This is a genomic window from Chryseobacterium sp. (genome assembly GCF_029240215.1).
Taxonomy (GTDB): domain Bacteria; phylum Bacteroidota; class Bacteroidia; order Flavobacteriales; family Weeksellaceae; genus Chryseobacterium.
Genome location: NZ_JARBTK010000001.1, coordinates 326077 through 343608 on the forward strand (window position 1 = coordinate 326077; position 17532 = coordinate 343608).

The 17532-nt window shown below is 37.5% G+C and carries 11 protein-coding genes; all 11 read right to left on the reverse strand.

Annotated elements, in window-relative coordinates; translation table 11 throughout:
* Nucleotides 1-27: 27 nt before the first annotated feature.
* Nucleotides 28-1647: a glycoside hydrolase 43 family protein gene (locus tag K0R77_RS01455; protein WP_300346495.1), complete on the reverse strand. Its 1620-nt coding sequence runs from the start codon at nt 1645-1647 to the stop codon at nt 28-30.
* 214 nt (nt 1648-1861) lie between these two features.
* Nucleotides 1862-3580, reverse strand: a complete 1719-nt coding sequence (locus K0R77_RS01460; protein WP_300346498.1) for a glycoside hydrolase family 43 protein — start codon at nt 3578-3580, stop codon at nt 1862-1864.
* A gap of 19 nt (nt 3581-3599) precedes the next feature.
* Complete coding sequence (locus K0R77_RS01465; RefSeq protein WP_300346501.1) at nt 3600-6062, reverse strand: glycoside hydrolase family 95 protein; 2463 nt, start codon at nt 6060-6062, stop codon at nt 3600-3602.
* A 25-nt stretch (nt 6063-6087) separates the two neighbouring features.
* Nucleotides 6088-7371 (reverse strand): MFS transporter, encoded by a 1284-nt coding sequence (locus K0R77_RS01470; RefSeq protein ID WP_300346503.1) that lies wholly within the window; start codon nt 7369-7371, stop codon nt 6088-6090.
* On the reverse strand, nt 7372-8007 hold the full coding sequence (locus tag K0R77_RS01475; RefSeq protein WP_300346506.1) for a bifunctional 4-hydroxy-2-oxoglutarate aldolase/2-dehydro-3-deoxy-phosphogluconate aldolase: 636 nt from the start codon (nt 8005-8007) through the stop codon (nt 7372-7374).
* Nucleotides 8004-9011: a sugar kinase gene (locus K0R77_RS01480; protein ID WP_300346508.1), complete on the reverse strand. Its 1008-nt coding sequence runs from the start codon at nt 9009-9011 to the stop codon at nt 8004-8006. Before K0R77_RS01480 ends, K0R77_RS01475 begins: the two co-directional genes overlap by 4 nt.
* Nucleotides 9012-9015: 4 nt before the next feature.
* Nucleotides 9016-10434: a glucuronate isomerase gene (gene uxaC / locus K0R77_RS01485; RefSeq protein WP_300346511.1), complete on the reverse strand. Its 1419-nt coding sequence runs from the start codon at nt 10432-10434 to the stop codon at nt 9016-9018.
* A 113-nt stretch (nt 10435-10547) separates the two neighbouring features.
* Nucleotides 10548-11363 (reverse strand): SDR family oxidoreductase, encoded by an 816-nt coding sequence (locus tag K0R77_RS01490; RefSeq protein ID WP_300346513.1) that lies wholly within the window; start codon nt 11361-11363, stop codon nt 10548-10550.
* Between the two features lie 34 nt (nt 11364-11397).
* Nucleotides 11398-12573, reverse strand: coding sequence for a mannonate dehydratase (uxuA, locus tag K0R77_RS01495; RefSeq protein WP_300346515.1), 1176 nt, complete (start codon nt 12571-12573; stop codon nt 11398-11400).
* An 85-nt stretch (nt 12574-12658) separates the two neighbouring features.
* Entirely contained in the window at nt 12659-14608 is a 1950-nt protein-coding gene (locus tag K0R77_RS01500) for a RagB/SusD family nutrient uptake outer membrane protein (RefSeq protein ID WP_300346517.1), read from the reverse strand.
* 11 nt (nt 14609-14619) lie between these two features.
* Complete coding sequence (locus K0R77_RS01505) at nt 14620-17496, reverse strand: SusC/RagA family TonB-linked outer membrane protein (protein WP_300346519.1); 2877 nt, start codon at nt 17494-17496, stop codon at nt 14620-14622.
* Between the last annotated feature and the right edge of the window lie 36 nt (nt 17497-17532).

Genomic DNA, 17532 nt, shown 5'->3' on the forward strand with positions numbered 1-17532 from the left:
TCTTTTTTTATTATTAATCTAAAAGTTTTATTTTATGATTGAAGAATCCGTTATTCGGAAAAAATCAACATCCACAAAACCTCCTTTATTTTTCGTTGCATAATTGAAAATCGCAAATTTAGATCCCATAAATAACCTTCTGTAATCGAAAATCATTTTGTAATCTTTTGCCATATTTATCCAGTTTTTCTGGTCGGTGCTGTAAGAAAAATCTGCCAGGTCTTTTCCAAGGTTAAAGTCAGCTTCAATACGAAGATAAATTGTATCCGAAGTTAAAGGAATACGCTTTTTCTCTTCCTTTTTAACCCCCAAAATCGCTTTTGTTTTATTATCTAAGCTGACTTCATTGGTAGAAAAAGTCAAAAATTTCTGATTGCCTTCTTTTATAACCGATAACAACCCTGAATCGCCATTAAATGCACTGAAACCTGTAATATCGCCGTCTTTCATTCCTTTCAAATCTAAGGCAACAACAGCACTTAATTTCGGACCAGTCATTCTTTGCGTGATTGTGTTTGGAGCCAAATAAATATTATCAACAATTCTATTGGTTTTCAGTCGCATAAATCCTTTTCTTTCGGATAAAGACCAGGCTTCATTCACAGGATTATGGTTCCATTGCCATTGGATTTTTAGTTTTTTATTTGAAAATTCATCACTTTCCACGATGTTATTTTTCGGTTTAAACGGCGGAAGCGGAACCTCGCCATTCAAAGGGATTTTTCCGTTGTCACCCAAAACCGGCCAGTCATTTTCCCATTTTACAGGAATCAAAATCGGGACGCGTCCAACGCCTCCTCTATCCTGAAAAATCAAAGAATACCAGTTTCCTTTTTTATCATCAATCAAAGCACCTTGTCCGGCGTAAGAAAATCCTAAAAAGTTGTCTTCCAGAATGACTTTTTTCTCGTAAGGTCCGGTTACTTTATCAGCTCTGTAAACTTCCTGACGGCGTTTTCCACCTCTTGGCCAGGAAATCATCATCATATAATATTTTCCGTCTTTTTTAATGATCTGATTGCCTTCCAGAAGTCCGGTTTCTGAGGAATCTCGTTGAAAAACCTCTGTTCCTTCCTGATTTCCGATGACTTCTTTAAAATCAGGACTTAATTCAAAAACTTTATTGGAGGTGAAAACATAAACCCTGTCGTCATCATTAAAAAGTAGCGAAGCATCGTGAAAATGTCTGGTTCTGGTAATCAGTTTCCAGTTTCCGGTTTCAGGATTATCTGTCACATAGAAATAAGATCTGAAAGGCTCGTCATTCGGAGAAAACAAAACGTAATATTTGCCTTTATAATAGCGTATTGAAGAAGCCCATTGTCCACGACCGTAAACCGTTCCGTCAAGCAAATCATATTTGGAATTGTCATTCAGAGTATTGAAAACATAACTTGACATTTCCCAATGCACCAGATCTTTGGAATGCATTACCGGAGCTCCCGGCATCAGGTGCATCGTGGTGCTTATGAGATAAAAATCATCGCCATTTCTGGTGATGGACAAATCCGGTGCATCTGCCCAAATGATTGGGTTTGTAAATGCTGTCTTTTGTTGTTTCTTAGCAGGATTTACCTGAGCTGAAAGGAGATTCAGCCCGATAAATCCGTATAAAGAAACTATATAAAATGGTTTATTAATTTTCAAAATTTTAATATTTTGGTTGGTTGATTTAATTCTTTAATCCAATTTTAAAAGAAAACACTTCGACAAGCTCAGTGTGACACTGCTAATATTAACCGTTTTGCTTTAAGCTTTTCAAGTTCACCTGTCAAAACCTGCATTTGTATATTAAGTTTTGGCTAAAGCCAATTTGGTTATTCATTTTATTGAATGGGCTAAAGCCCATTCCTATTGATATTTAATTAGGTTTAATATCGTTAGACGATGTGCTGTACAAACCAATCAAGCTTCCTGTGAAACCTCCTGCAACATCTGTGGATAGAATGTCTCCGGAAACCGGACCGCCAAGGTTTTTGAAGTTTTTCCCATCCAAAGAGTAATTGAAATTAAGATCATCTTTTTCACCAACCACCTGCAATTTGATGGTTTTTGAAAGTGAAATCTTTTCGCTGGCAATCAGTTTGGATTCTCCTTTTTCGGTTCTTTCTAAAACAATGTAAAAGTCTTTATCTTTTTTCGTAATTCCGAATACGTAGTTGAATCGTTCACTTTGGTAACAAGTGATTCCGGCTAATTCTTTTTCAGATTTCGGTTTGAAATCCAGTGTTACGGAAGTTTCAAAATCTTCGTGCTGTAATCTGTGGAATAATGCCGAAACCGGAGCCAAAGCTTTGATATTGGTTTCAAAAGGAGTTACTTTCACCCCATTTTTAGCTGTTGCAATAAAGTTTTCTCGTGGTCCACGCATTGCAATCCATCTGTAATCCAGGTTTTTTTCGGTCAGTTTATCGTTATACGTGAAGTTTCCGTTCGGGAAAAATCCGGTTTGTCCGGTTTGATTTTTTACGCCTTCAGGTAATTTTAATTTTGGTTTCATCGGAACTAAACCGTTTTCAAAAACAGGATACTTTCCACTCCAGTCTACGGGAAGAATGAAAGTTTCTCTTCCGTGATTCACACGTCCTTTTTCGTTTGGACGAATCGCCAAAAATACTCCGAAATATTTTCCGTCAGGAGTTTCCACCAAATCGGCGTGACCAGCCCAATCTACTTTATCTTTTCTGTCTTTCGGGAAATAACGCTGTGTCAAAATCGGATTATTTTGTGCAGGAACAAACGGACCTTTCGTAGAATCTGACATAAAAATAACTTCGCTGTGATTACCGCCTGTTCCGCCTTCTGCACACATCAGAAAATATTTCCCGTTCTTTTTATATAAATGCGGACCTTCTATCCAGATTGGTTTTTGAGAAAGATCGACACCGCCGTTTACAATAATTTTATCTGAACCCGCAACAACCTGATCTTTTTCTAAATCATAATCCCACATTTTGATGACACGGTGACCATTGTATTGCTCAGTTCCTTTCGGTGGCGCATCATTGTGAACGATATATGCTTTTCCATCATCATCAAAGAAAATTGAAGGGTCGATGCCATCAAAATTCAGTTTCTGAACTTCGCTCCAGCCTTTTGCAGGGTCTTTTGTTTTCACGACCATATTTCCGATTCCACCAGCAATCTGTGTGGTAATCATATAAAATGTATCGTTGTACTTGTTGTATTTAATATCCGGAGCATAGATTCCCTGAGAAACACCGCCTTTTTCAACTTTAAGCTGAGAAGGCCTGTCCAGAACGTGACCAACTTGTTTCCAGTTAACCAAATCTTTTGAAGTGAAAATCGGAACACCCGGAAACATTGAAAATGAAGAATTTACAAGATAATAATCTTCTCCTTTTCTGGTAATACTCGGGTCAGGATAACATCCCTGAAGAATCGGTGAATAAAATTCATTCTCTTTCAAAGGATTGTTTGAGTATATTTTATCATTTCCACGGTAGGAAAAGTCTGAGAAAGTCTGTGCTGAAACGTTACTTAAAGAAAGTAAAGAAACTGCCGTCACCAAAGTGAGTTTATTTCTTAAAAAAATCGAATGCATTATTCTCTGTCTCATTGTTATATTTTTTAGATTATTATTTAATTTTTAATATATAAGTTTTTCCTGCTTCTGTTGGAAAATCATAAGTGAATTTTTCTTTCATTTTAACCTCATTCAATTTTGCTTCTCGCGAAATTATAGGTTCTTTGATTTTCGGAATTTCAAAATAAGGATTTTGATTGTTTCCTGATGCCAATTTTAAAGTGTTTTTTCCTTTTAATTGTAACTCATTAGATGCACTGATTCTGCAATTTCCACCTAGGTTTGATTTGATTACCACTTCGGTTGCCTGATTGTCTTTCCAAACAATACTGACTTCAAAACCGCCATATGTTTTCAGTCCGGAAATATTTCCGTTTTTCCATTCATCGGGAAGTGCGGGTAGAATGTCAATGCTTCCGTTTTGTGTCTGCAAAAGCATTTCGGTAATTCCTGAAGTACAGCCGAAATTTCCATCTATTTGAAATGGAGGATGTGCATCGAACAAATTCGGATAAGTTCCTCCTTTTTCGCCCCAACCGTCTTTTTCTACCAAAGTCAACTGGTCTTTTATTAATTTATTGGCGTGGTTTCCGTCTAACAATTTAGCCCAAAGATTGATTTTCCAGCCCATCGACCAGCCTGTGGAAACATCGCCACGGTGTAACAAAACTGTTTTTGAAGCATCAAAAAGTTCTGGTGTTGTGACAGGATTGATTTGATTACTTGGAAACAATCCGTATAAATGAGAAACGTGTCTGTGATTGTCTTTCGGGTTGTCCCAGTCTTCCATCCATTCCTGCAATTGTCCGTATCGACCGATTTTCATCGGTGCTAATTTTGAAATGATATTGTTCCAAACCGGAATCTTATCTGAATCTACATTTAAAATTTGTGCTGCTTTTTTTGTCTTACTGAAAAGATCAAACATTAACTGGTTATCCATCGTATTTCCTGATGCCAAAGCACTTCCCTTGTTTCCCTGCGGAATATTTTCGGGAGACATAGACGGACTTACGACCAACCATTTGTGGGTAGGTTCTTCAATCAGGAAATCTTCATAGAACTGTGTTGCAGATTTCAGAACGGGATAAATGGATTTAAGATAATTTTTGTCTCCACTGTACAGATATTTTTCCCAAAGGTGCTGAGAAAGCCAAGCGCTTCCCATCGGCCATTGTCCGGCATTGGCAAAGTCTACAACGCCTGTAATTCTCCAAATATCGGTGTTGTGATGTGCTACCCAACCTCGGCTTTTGTACATTACTTTTGCCGTTTCTGCTCCGGTTACGCTCAAATCTTTTATCATCTGAATCAATGGTTCGTGCATTTCCGGCAGATTGGTTTTTTCCGCAGGCCAGTAATTCATTTCCGTATTGATGTTGATGGTGTATTTGCTGTCCCATGCCGGTTTGTTGGAGTTGTTCCAAATCCCTTGAAGATTCGCTGGCTGACCGCCCGGTTGCGAAGAAGAAATCAGGAGATAACGCCCAAACTGATAATATAATGAAACGAGCTCAGGATCGTAACTGGTGGCAAAATTTTTAACACGAATATCCGTAGAAAATTGTGAAGCAGGAGAAGTTCCGAGGTTAAAATCTACCCTTTTGAAATAGTTCTGGTAAGCGTTGAGATGATTTTTAAATAAGGTATTGAAATTTTTTGTTTCTGATTGTGAAATATATTTTTTGCTTTTTGAAACTTCATCAGTATTCAAAGTTTTGTAGTCTGTGAAGTTGGTGGCAATCGAAATCAGAATCATCACTTCATCTGCATTGGCAAGCGAAATTCCGTTTCCTGAAACAGAAGTTGTTCCTCCTTTAGTAATGAATTTTGCCAGTACATTGAATTTAACCTGACCCTGAATACCATCTAATGTGGAAGAAAGTCCGTCCATCTGCAAGGTGTTAGCATCAATCGCCTTTGTATTTTTTTTCAGTTCGCTGTTGAATCCGGCATTGAAATTCAGTGCATTTTTTTTGTCTGAACTTAGTTTTATCACAATTACCTGATCCGGAATTGAAGCGAAAACTTCTCTTTTATAATGAGTTCCGTTGGAGGAAAATGTGGTCGTTGTTATTGCTTTTTCAATATCAAGCTCACGGTAATAATCTTTAACATCGCCAAGATTAGTAAAATCAAGATTCAAATCACCAATATTCTGAAACGCCGAACCGTTAAGTGTTTTTGCTGTTAAACCTTTATTGGAAAGGATTTCAGCTCTTTTGTAATTTCCGTTAAATAAATAATACCGAATAGAATCCAACACTTTTGGACCATCAGGATTATCGTTTCGGGAAGGACCACCCGACCAGAATGTACCCTCATTCAGCTGAAGTCTTTCCTTTGAAGGATCGCCGAAAACCATTGCCGCCAATCTTCCATTTCCAACAGGTAATGCTTCCACCCATTGTTTGGCGGGTTTGTCATACCAAAGCTTGTATTTTCCTCCTTTCTGTGCAGAGGAAAATCCGCTAATGAAAATACAGATGGTTAATATGCAATGTTTTACGTTCATTTTTACTTTTTATATTTCATTAATTTCAGATAGAAATCTCAGTTTTTTTCCTATTAATCAACCAGATAATTCCCCAAGCGGCAACATAAGAAACGCCGGCAATGAAAAATATAATGTTGTATCCACCATTGATATTTCCTGCTTTCTTGAAAGTATCTAAGACAATTCCGATAAACAAAGGAAAAATAATTCCTGCTGCTGAACCCAACATTCCGCCAAATCCGATAACCGAACTTACATAATTGTTAGGTAATTTATCACCAACAGTTGTCATCAGATTGGCTCCCCAACCTTGATGCGCTGCAGTGGCGAATGCAATAATGATGGTAATCAGCCACATATTATCGACGTATTTTGAGAACATTACCGGAACAACCATCAAAGCAAACAACAGCATTGTGAAACTTCTGGCTCTTCCGATTGCCCAGCCTTTTTTAATTAAAAATGAAGAAAGATAACCGCCGCCGATGCTTCCAATCGTGGTTCCGCTGTAAATGATTATCAACGGAATGGAAGGTTTTGTCATATCCATTTTAAATACATCCGAAAAATAAGCAGGCAACCAAAACATAAAGAAATACCAGATTGGATCAGTCAGAATTTTTCCAATGGCAAAAGACCAGGTGACTTTATATTTTAATATTTCGGACAATGGCACTTTGGATTGTTCCTGCGTTTTCCCGTCTTGGTCGCTTTTGATGTATTGTAATTCTTCCTGACTTAATTTTTTAGTCTTTTCCGGAATTGAATAAAATCTCCACCAAAAGACAATCCATAATAAACCTAAAGCACCAATCCAAACGAAAGTTTGTCTCCATCCGTAATGTCCCAGAATAAATGGAACGAGAAGTGGCGCCAAAATAGCTCCGACTGTAGCTCCCGAATTGAAAATCCCCGTTGCCAAGGCTCTTTCTTTTTTGGGAAACCATTCTGCAACCGATTTTATTGCTGCTGGAAAATTCCCGGCTTCGCTGATTCCCAATGTGCTTCTTGCAATCAAAAATCCGACGGTGCTTTTCACAAAACCGTGCCCTATCGAAGCCAAACTCCAGACAATCAAAGAAACGGCATAACCGATTTTGGTTCCTACCCTGTCGATAAACCTCCCCATCGCAAGATAACCAATGGCATAAGTCGTCGTAAATGCCATCACGATGTAGCTGTAATCTTTTTCGTCCCAGCTGAACTCTTTTTCAAGAACAGGTTTCAGCAAACCCATTACCTGACGGTCGAGATAATTGATCGTGGTAGCGAGAAACACCAAAGACAGCATAAACCATCTGATATTGTGATTTTTAGGAGCCTGCATTTAGTTTTGATTAAGTTTTTTTAATAATTTCTGTGCTTTTTCAGTCAGCTGTTCTGCCGTAAAATCTGTTTTGATGAGCGAACTTCCCAATCCAACAGCAATCGCACCACCTTTCAGCCATTCTGTAATGTCTTCAAAATCGGCATTGATTCCTCCGGTTGGCATAAAATTCATTCCCGGAAAGACAGGATGAATGGAACTTATATAGTTTTTGCCCAAAGCATCTGCCGGGAAAATTTTTACTAACCGAAGTCCGTTCTGAAAGGCTAAATTGACATCAGAAGGCGTGAAACAGCCCGGAATTAAAATGATATTTTTTGAAACTGAATGTTTTACAAGCTCTTCACTGATGACAGGCGTAATAATGAAATCTGCTTTTGCATCGGTATAATCATCCAGCTCATTTGTATTTTTCACAGTTCCGATTCCTAATAAAAGTCCGGGAAATTCGGTGGCGGAGATTTCTTTCAGTTTGATGAAATTTTCCAGTGCCTGCGTTCCGCGGTTTGTATATTCTATCACACGGATTCCACCGTCGTATAAAGCTTTTACGGTATTTTTTGAAACTTCAAATGATTCGTTGTAAAACAACGGAACGATTTTCTGGTCTTTTATTTTCTGTATTATTAAACTCATAATTTTTCAATATTAATACTGTCATTAATGGTATCGCCCTTTACAAAAAGCTTTTTAAAAGCGACTTTTGTAGCATCTTCTAAAATCTGCTGTGAGGAATTTTCTTTTAAAGTTCCGTGAATCAAGGCTGCCATAAAAGAATCGCCACTTCCTATTCTTTCTTCAATTTTGTCCGATTGATATTGTTGTGAAACCAAAAGCTTCTCGTCAGCAAATAAAGTCGCAAAATAATTGACTTCTTCGCCGATTGTAAAACGAAATGTATTGGCAACCAATTCTACATTAGGAAATTGTTTCTGAATTTCTAATGCTGATTTTTCTGCCTGCTTTAAAAGGTTTTTATCATCGAATTTTCCATTTAATTCATATTCTACCGGAATATTCAAAAACTGTTGAATTGACCAGATATTTCCCATCAGAACATTCACAAAAGGCATTAGTTTTTTAATTTTATCTGAAGGATTTCTGCCCTGCCAAAGGGCGGAACGGTAATTCAAATCAAGAGAAACCTTAATATTTCTGAACGCCGCTTCTTTCATTAAATCCAGACATTTCTGATATGCATTTTCACTCAATGCTGGCGTAATCGTGCTGATGTGAAGCCATTTTACTTCTGAAAATATTTCATCGAAGCTAAATGTTTTAAAATCCGATTCCGTGAAAACCGATGGAAAACGGTCGTACACCACCGATGCATTTTGCATATCGCCGTCCGAAGACAGGTAAAATGTTCCGATTCTGCCGTTGTTTTTCTCTACAAGAATTTCGATTCCTTTATTTTTGAGCTGAGATTCCAACTGATTTCCTATAAAATTTTCCGGCAAAGCTGAGAGAAGTGTTACTGGATTTTTCCATTGTGCAAGCGCAGAAGCTACGTTGTATTCCGCACCGCCCACAAAAATTTTCAGAAACTGGTCATTGAGCCAGTTTCCTTCAGAATCGGGAGCAAAATGCAAAAGCAATTCTCCGAAACATAATATTTTATTGGAAGATGAATCTTGCATTGTATTAAATTTCAAAATAATTTTTCGTGTTGTGATAACAGATATCCTGAATGATTTTTCCTACCCACTCTTCATCATTGGGAAGCAATCCTCTTTCCATCTCGCTGCCGAACATATTGCACAAAAGTCTTCTGAAATAATCGTGTCTTGAAAATGACAGGAGACTTCGGGAATCTGTCAGCATTCCGACGAACGTGCTGATGAGACCGATGTTGGAAAGCGTGTTCATCTGTTTTTTCATTCCGTCTAATTGGTCGAGAAACCACCAGGCTGCACCAAACTGTACTTTGGACTTAATTCCGCCTTCATTGAAATTTCCTGCAAGTGTTGCTAAAACTTCATTAAAAGTGGGATTAAGATTATAAATAATGGTTTTGGTAAGTTGTCCGGCAGAATTCAGTTCGTCCAGAAGAATGCTCAATCTTTGGGCAAAATATTGTTCGCCAATGGCATCATAACCTGCATTAATTCCAATTTTGCTGAGCATTTCGGAATTATTATTTCGGGTTGCTCCTACGTGAAATTGCTGAACCCAATCTTTTTCAGCGTACATTTTGCAAAGCTCTTTCAACAGATAACCGCACAACGCTTCCGGATTTGAGAATGTTGGATTATTTCCCTTTAAAAATTCAGAAAATTCGGTTTCCAATTCCAGATTCCATTTTGTGGTATCGGGGAAATATTCAAAACCGTGGTCAGCAACTTTGGCTCCTACTTCTGCAAAATAATTGATTCTAGATTGAAGCGCATTTAACAAATCTGAAACGGATTGAATTGAAATTCCGCAAACATTCTCAAGTTTTTTAATACCCAAAAGATATTGCTCAGGATTAATGATATTGATGTAAGAGTCAGGACGGAAAGCGGGTAAAACCTGAGTTTTAAAACCGCTGTTTTTTAGTGCTTTATGATAACCCAAATCATCAGAAGGGTCGTCTGTTGTGCAAAGTGCTTTTACTTTGAAATTCTGAATGATAGATTGTGGTAAAAAATCTGAGGCCTGCAAACTTTCATTCATTTGATGATAAACAGAATCTGCATTTTTCGGTAAAAGATATTCTTTGATTCCGAAAGGATTTTTGAGTTCTAAATGACTCCAATGAAACAATGGATTTCGAAGCGTAAAAGGAACAACTTCTGCCCATTTTTTGAACTTTTCCAAGTCCGAAGCTTTGCCTGAAATGAATTGCTCCTCAATTCCGAAATTTCTCATTGCCCGCCATTTGTAATGGTCGCCATCCAACCAAATCGCTGTTGGGGAACGGAAATTCTGATTATTTGAAATTACATCGGGCTCAAGATGATTATGATAATCAATAATCGGCATTTCTTTCGCATATCCGAAATATAGATTCTCTGCCTTTGCCGATTCCAGCAAAAACGATTCTCCGAAAACTTCTTTATTTTTAATGGAATGAGTCATTATTCAATTTAAAAATGATTTGATTTTGTAAAAATCTTTAAAAACAAGACCTTAATTGAAATCTATAATATCATCTAAGGCCTTGCAACTATATGAAGAAAATAATATCAATCTTAAACACCACTGAATGCACTGAAACCACCATCGATAGGCAATAAAGCACCCGTGATAAAACTTGCGGCATCTGAACAGAGAAACTGGACAGCTCCGTTGAGTTCATCTGCATTTCCGAAACGTCCCATTGGGGTTTTGGCGATAACTTTTTTACTTCTGTCGGTTAAAGAGCCATCCGGATTTAATAAAATTGCACGGTTTTGGTCTCCGATAAAAAATCCCGGAGCGATTGCATTGACACGTATTTTGTCGCCAAATTTCAATGCCAAATCAGAAGCTAACCATTGTGTAAAATTGGTAATTGCAGATTTGGCTGCGGAATATCCCGCCACTCTTGTGATCGCTGAATAGGCTGCCATTGATGAAATATTGACGATACTTCCACTTCCCTGCTCTGCCATTACTTTCCCGAAAACATAGCTTGGGTAAACCGTTCCGTTGATATTTAAATCGGTTACTTCGTTCCAGGCTTCCATTTTCAGGTCGAAAAAAGATTGGTCTGGAGCTAATGTTGCAGAAGGTATATTTCCTCCAGCGATGTTGAGGAGAATATCAATTTTGCCGTATTTCTCTATGATTTTCTTTGAAGCAGCTTCAAGACTTTCGATATTCATTACGTTGGCTTCCACAGCGAAGGCATCTCCGCCCAAACCTGCCAGTTCTTTTACACGGGCATCCAGAGTTTCCTGATTTCTGCCAAGAGCAACAACTTTGGCTCCGGCTTCAATAAAGCTTTTCGCCAAGCTTCCGCCCAAAACACCTGAAGCTCCAGTAATGACTGCTACTTTATCTTTTATGCTGAATATTTCATTCATTTTTTAATTTTTAAAATTATTGCAAACTTTAGATTTAATTTTTTTGCAATTCTGATTGTACTGCAGCCATCACACCTTCGATTTGTCCTAAAGCAAGCATTCTTCCTAAAAACGAATAGCCTGGATTGTAGCCCTTATCAATATCATCCGTCAAAAGTCTGCCATGATCCACACGCATTGGTAAAGTCGGGTTTTCTTTTTCAAAAATTTTGATTACTTCAATCAATTTTCCTCTTCCACCTAAATGATGAGCTTCGATAAAGTCTCCGTTGTCAAAGACATTGGTGCTTCTTAAATGAACAAATTTTGTTCGGTGAGCATATTTTTGGGCAAGCTTCGGAACATCATTCTGAAGACCTGCACTTAAAGAACCTGTACAGAAAGTCAATCCGTTGTGAGGATTATCGACAGCGTTTAAAAACCAGTCAATATCTTCTTCGTTTGTTACGATTCTTGGTAATCCAAGCAAAGAAAATGGTGGATCATCGGGATGCACACACATTTGAATATTCCATTCTTCGCAGACAGGCATTATTTTTTCGAGAAAATATTTCATATTCTGACGGAGCTGATTTTTATCAATCCCATCATATAATGACAATAAGCTTTTGAAAATAGCTACCGGATTCTGGTCGCTCTCCTTAATGTTTCCATTAACAAAACCTTGTGTTTTTACAATGATCGAGTCTATCAGATCATTATTATCTTCTTCTGTTAAAGTATTTTTTAGTTCTTCTACTTTTTGAAGAATGTCTGAATTATAGTCGTTTTCTGCACCTTTTCTTTGTAGAATATGAATTTCAAAATAAGCAAATTTAGCTTTATCAAAGTATAATGACGACGATCCGTCTTCCCACTGATAAAACAAATCTGTACGAGCCCAATCCAGAACTGGCATAAAATTGTAACAAATTGTTGTTACGCCAGATTTCCCAAGATTTTCAAGACTCTGAATATAATTTTCTATTAATTGATCTCTGTTTTCTCCTCCGTATTTTATGGCCTCACTTACGGCCAGACTTTCTACAACAGACCAGCGAAGTCCGAAACTTTCTATATAATTTTTATAATCATTAATTGCGTCCAACGACCACACTTCTCCGTTTGGAATATCGTGTAGTGCAGAAACAATACCTTCCACCCCGATTTGTCGGAGCATATTTAATTGTATTTTGTCTTTTTTACCAAACCAACGCCAGGTTTTTTCCATAATACTTTAGAAATTTTAATTAAAACAAAGCAGGTGCAATAGAACACCTACTTTGCTGCTGTTAATATGAATGTATTTTGTTGATTTAATAACCAGGATTCTGATATTTTGCCTTTTCTGCAGCACTCAAACTCATATTATCTAACTGACCTTGCGGAATTGGTCTCAGATAATGGAATTTCTGTATATTACGGTTGAAGGTAGTTGGAGTATGATCTCCGTAATTTACTCCTCCAATCTGATAACTAGCAGCATATTGTTCCCATTTTTGAGTACGGATCAAATCATACCATCTGTAAAATTCTCCATAATATTCTCTAGAACGTTCAGCTAAAATATAGTCAACAGTTATCGTAGAAGGCGTTGCTGCAATCATCGCTGCACTGTTATCTGCTATCATAGGAGCATTCTGCGCATTGTTAAATTTCCATTTACCGGCTCTAGCTCGGATCACATTGATCAGATCTCTTGCTGACATTGTACCCGAAGCACCTTTAACTGCCGCTTCAGCAGCAATGAAATAAAATTCTGAGAATTTAGCAACATTAAAAGGTCTTGTTAAGCCAGCGTTTGGATACCCTAATCCAGTTGGATCTAGTGTGCTGTAAGTTCCGATCTTCCATAGACCTGGATATACCATTCTGCTGATACCATTAGGTGCAACAACCCAATCTGCTCTTCCAGGCAATGTTCCAGCTCCAACACCGTTCTGCCCAGCTCCTGTTGGATATGTTGGTGTTTGTGAATCATCATTTAAGAACGAAAGGATAGCACCTCCAGGTTGTACTGGCAAACTGTTTGCATTGTACAATGTGATATTTCCTAAACCGGCTTTTTCCCAGTTGCCTCTATAAGTGCTTACAAATGTTCCGTCATAACGAGAATCTAAAGTTTTGTCAGCAAAAGTATTCTTGATGACACCAATTGTTGGAGCCATACGTACCCATGGTCTACCAAGTGATTGTGTAGCTGCTCTCTGAACAGAACTTACAATATCCGACGACCCCCAAGATGCCGTTTTACTACTTTTCAAATTGGTATAGTTCCAGGTCTGCATCCATGCTGCAAAGTTATCTGGTGACCAACCTGATCCAAACCCTGTAGGATCACTCTCATTGTAATAAGTGCTTGTAGATGTGTGATCTGCATAAAGCATACATTCGCTATTACGATCATTAGAACCAACATTCACATCATAAAAAGTAGGTTGTAAAGAGTATGGTCCAGGATTGTTAATACCTGCCAAAGCAATATCGTATGCCTGCTGAAAATACCATTGTGCATCATGTCCAGCGGGATCAGTTCTTGGTGTTTCCGGATACGTTGGGATGGAATTTGGATTTTGCAACCACCAACCGTATGTTAAATAAGCTTTAGCCAAGAATAATCTAGCAACATTTTTTGTAACTCCTCCTGTAACCCTTGGTTGAGCCGGAAGGTTGTCAATTGCCTTTAAAAGATCAGGGAAAATAGCTTTAGTATAAACTTCGGGAACTGTATTTCTTGTAGAAGTAGTTACAGCAGAAGTATTGAATGCAAGTTCACCCGAACCAAGATTTAAAGGAACACCGCCATAAGTCTGAACCAATAAAAAATAATCAAATGCTCTGAAAAATCTTGCCTCAGAAACAAGAGATTCTGCAATTCCGAAACTTGGCCCTTTTTCAATGATTCCATTTGCTGTGTTAATGTAAGGAAAAACCGAACCCCAAATCATACTTGGAGGGAATGTACTTGGATTAAGACTTCCGACATTTCCTGTCATATCAAGATCTTTGAAGTTTCCATCAGCACTCTGCCCCCATGTGGTTTCATCGGTTCCATTTTGGCAATTACTCATAAAATAACCGTTGCCATAGAGCGTTCGCATATGTCTGTAAAGTGCAGTAACACCCTGTCTTATGCCATCTTCAGTATTGAAAAAATCTACAGTATAAGTTGCTCTTGGTTGCTCATCCAAGATCTCGTTACATCCGGTAAAAGTTAATGATAAAAATACTGAAGCTATAATTATTCTTTTATTTAAATTTTTCATAACCTTATTTTTTAAAACGTTAAATTAAGTCCCATTAAATAGTTTCTTGTTGATGGATTATTTGTACCAATAACCAATTGTCTCTGTCTATAACCAGAGTTCACTGCCTGATTTTGATCTCCTAATGAATTCGGTTCAGGATCCATACCAGATTCTTTATGATATGGTGAAAAAAGAACAACAGGATTAGTTACTGTAAAATAAATTCTTAAACTGCTGATATTTAGATCTTTTAGATATTCGCTTTTTAAGTTATAACCTAATGTTATTGTTCTTAATTTTAGATAAGAGGCATCGAACATTGCTAATGTAGAAGAGTATTTTGGATTATCACCCTCTCTGAGTCCACCTGGTTTGGGATATCTTACATTAGGATTTTCTTCTGTCCAATAATCTACATCTACGTTACCTCCTCTACCAGTTAATCTATTAAGATAACTTGTGGAGCCATATAAAGTACTAATTAAAACACCTCCATGCTGGAATGCACCAACTGTACTTAATTCAAAATTTTTGTATGCAAAACGCATATTGAAACCACCTTGCCAATCTGGTGCAGTATCAATCACCTGTCTATCTGCTGGTCCGATAGCTCTCATTGGAGTTCCATCCGCATTATAACCACCTGTATATAATACCTTTATCATTCCTGGCGCAGCTCCTGTCTGTGGTTCAAGAATATTTAAATAAGGATCTCCGTTTTGCCAAAGTCCGATGTTCTGATAATCAAATAATGCATTGATGTTATGTCCTACAAACCAAAGATTTCCTTCATCTCTATCCCTTCCAGAAGCTAAAGATAAAATTTGATTTCTATTTGTGTATACATTAACTCCTGCATCCCAAGAGAAACCATCGGGATTATTGAAAATACTGCCGTTTAATGAAAATTCCCATCCTTTATTTTCTGTTGAACCAACATTTGCCGTTTGTGTCGGAAGACCTCCTGAAGGTGGTAATGCAACAGATTGTAGTAGACCCTCTGTTTTAGTTCTATAATATTCTACAGTACCCGTCAATCTATTGTTCAGAAATGCGAAATCAACACCATAATTTTGTGTTTTAGAATATTCCCAGCCTAAGTTTGCATTAGGAGCGAGACTTACATAAACACCTGTACCATTTGCAGTTCCAAAGTTATAAGGTACAACCGTTAATTGACCTAATGTAGAATATGGAGCAACTGCCTGATTTGATGTCTGTCCCCATCCCGCTCTTAGCTTGAATTGATTTATAAAGCTGAAATTTTTCATAAATGATTCATTAGCAACATTCCACCCTAAAGAAAGTGCCGGATAGGTATGCCATTTGTTTCCTTCAGCTAATCTGGATGAACCATCTCCACGAAATGTCGCAGTCAACATATATTTATTATCAAATGTATACATTGCTCTACCCATATAAGACATCAAACCCCATTGCTGGTAGTTTTGGTCTTCCGGTCTCACAGAAATATCCGCCTGAGGTGACTGACCTAAATTATAATACTGGAAAAAGTCGCCAGGAACATTTCTTGCACTCATATAAGAGCTTATGAATCTGTTTTGTTCAGCAGAATATAAGGCTACAGCATTAACCTTATGTTTACCAAAAGTTCTGTCATAGGTTAATAAATTTTCTAGAACCCAATGATACGTTTGATTATTTCCTTTCCCTGCTCCAGACGGAGCTAATGGATTAACATTGAATACACCTACACCAGTGTAGTTTCCGCTGTTTGCAGTACGATAATCTAATCCTACATTTAACCTATACTTTAAACCAGGGAGAGGCAAAGTAACTTCCCCATACATATTATTATACGATGCAAAATCTTTGCTTTCATCTACATATTTGTCTCCTAGATTTTCAACAGTTTGCCTTATGTATACCCAACCCTGATCAACATTTGAAGCAGTGCTGATAGTTCTTTTAATACTCCCATCCGCATTATATGGATTTGCTAAAGGAGAATTACCTAAAGTAGGTGCAGCTGCAATACCGTTACCTTCTGATACAGTATAGTTGGTATTGGTTGTAAAACCAAACTTAAAATTTTTACCTACTTGCTGATCCAAACCAATTCTAAATGAAAATCTTTCATAATTTTGGATCGGGACTAAAGCATTCTGTTTAAAATAAGATAATCCCACATTATAATTACCCCCATCTGTTCCACCTGAAACTCCAACATCTTGGCTGGTAATCATTGCTGGTTTATAATATAGATCTTGCCAATCTGTGTTTGTACCTAACGTTTCATCTGTTCCCAATCCATATAAATTACCTGCATCTGTTCTTAATTTTGCATATTTAGGACCATCCATCATAGGATATCTTGAAAACAATGTCTGAACACCCGTAAAGGAATTGTAGCTAAATCTTGGTTTCTGTCCTTTCACACCTCTATTAGTTGTAACAAGTATTACTCCATTCGCACCTCTGGAACCGTAAATAGCAGTTGCAGAAGCATCTTTTAAGATATCAATACTTTTTATATCGCTGGAACTAATGTCACCAAGTGATCCAACAAAAGGGATCCCATCTAAAACAATCAGGGGATTATTATCTCCTGTTAAAGAACGTACTCCCCTTATACGAATTTGCATTGGAGCACCTGGTTTTGTAGAGGTCTGACTAATATCAACACCCGCCGTTCTCCCTTGTAATGCCTGTGTAATGTTTGCAGAAGGCACCTCACGCAAGGCATCACCTTTTACAGTAGCTACGGATCCTGTTACAGATTCCTTTCTTTGGGTACCGTATCCAATTACAACAACCTCTTCAATCTGCTTTTCTTTTGGAATAGTATCTTTTTTACTTTGAGAATAAACCAGGCTTGAAGGTAATAAGGTCATGGCAAAGAACATTGCCGCCTTATTGCTTTTACTTAAATAAAATAGGTTCATAATTATTATATTGTTTTTAAATATTAGGGTAACAAA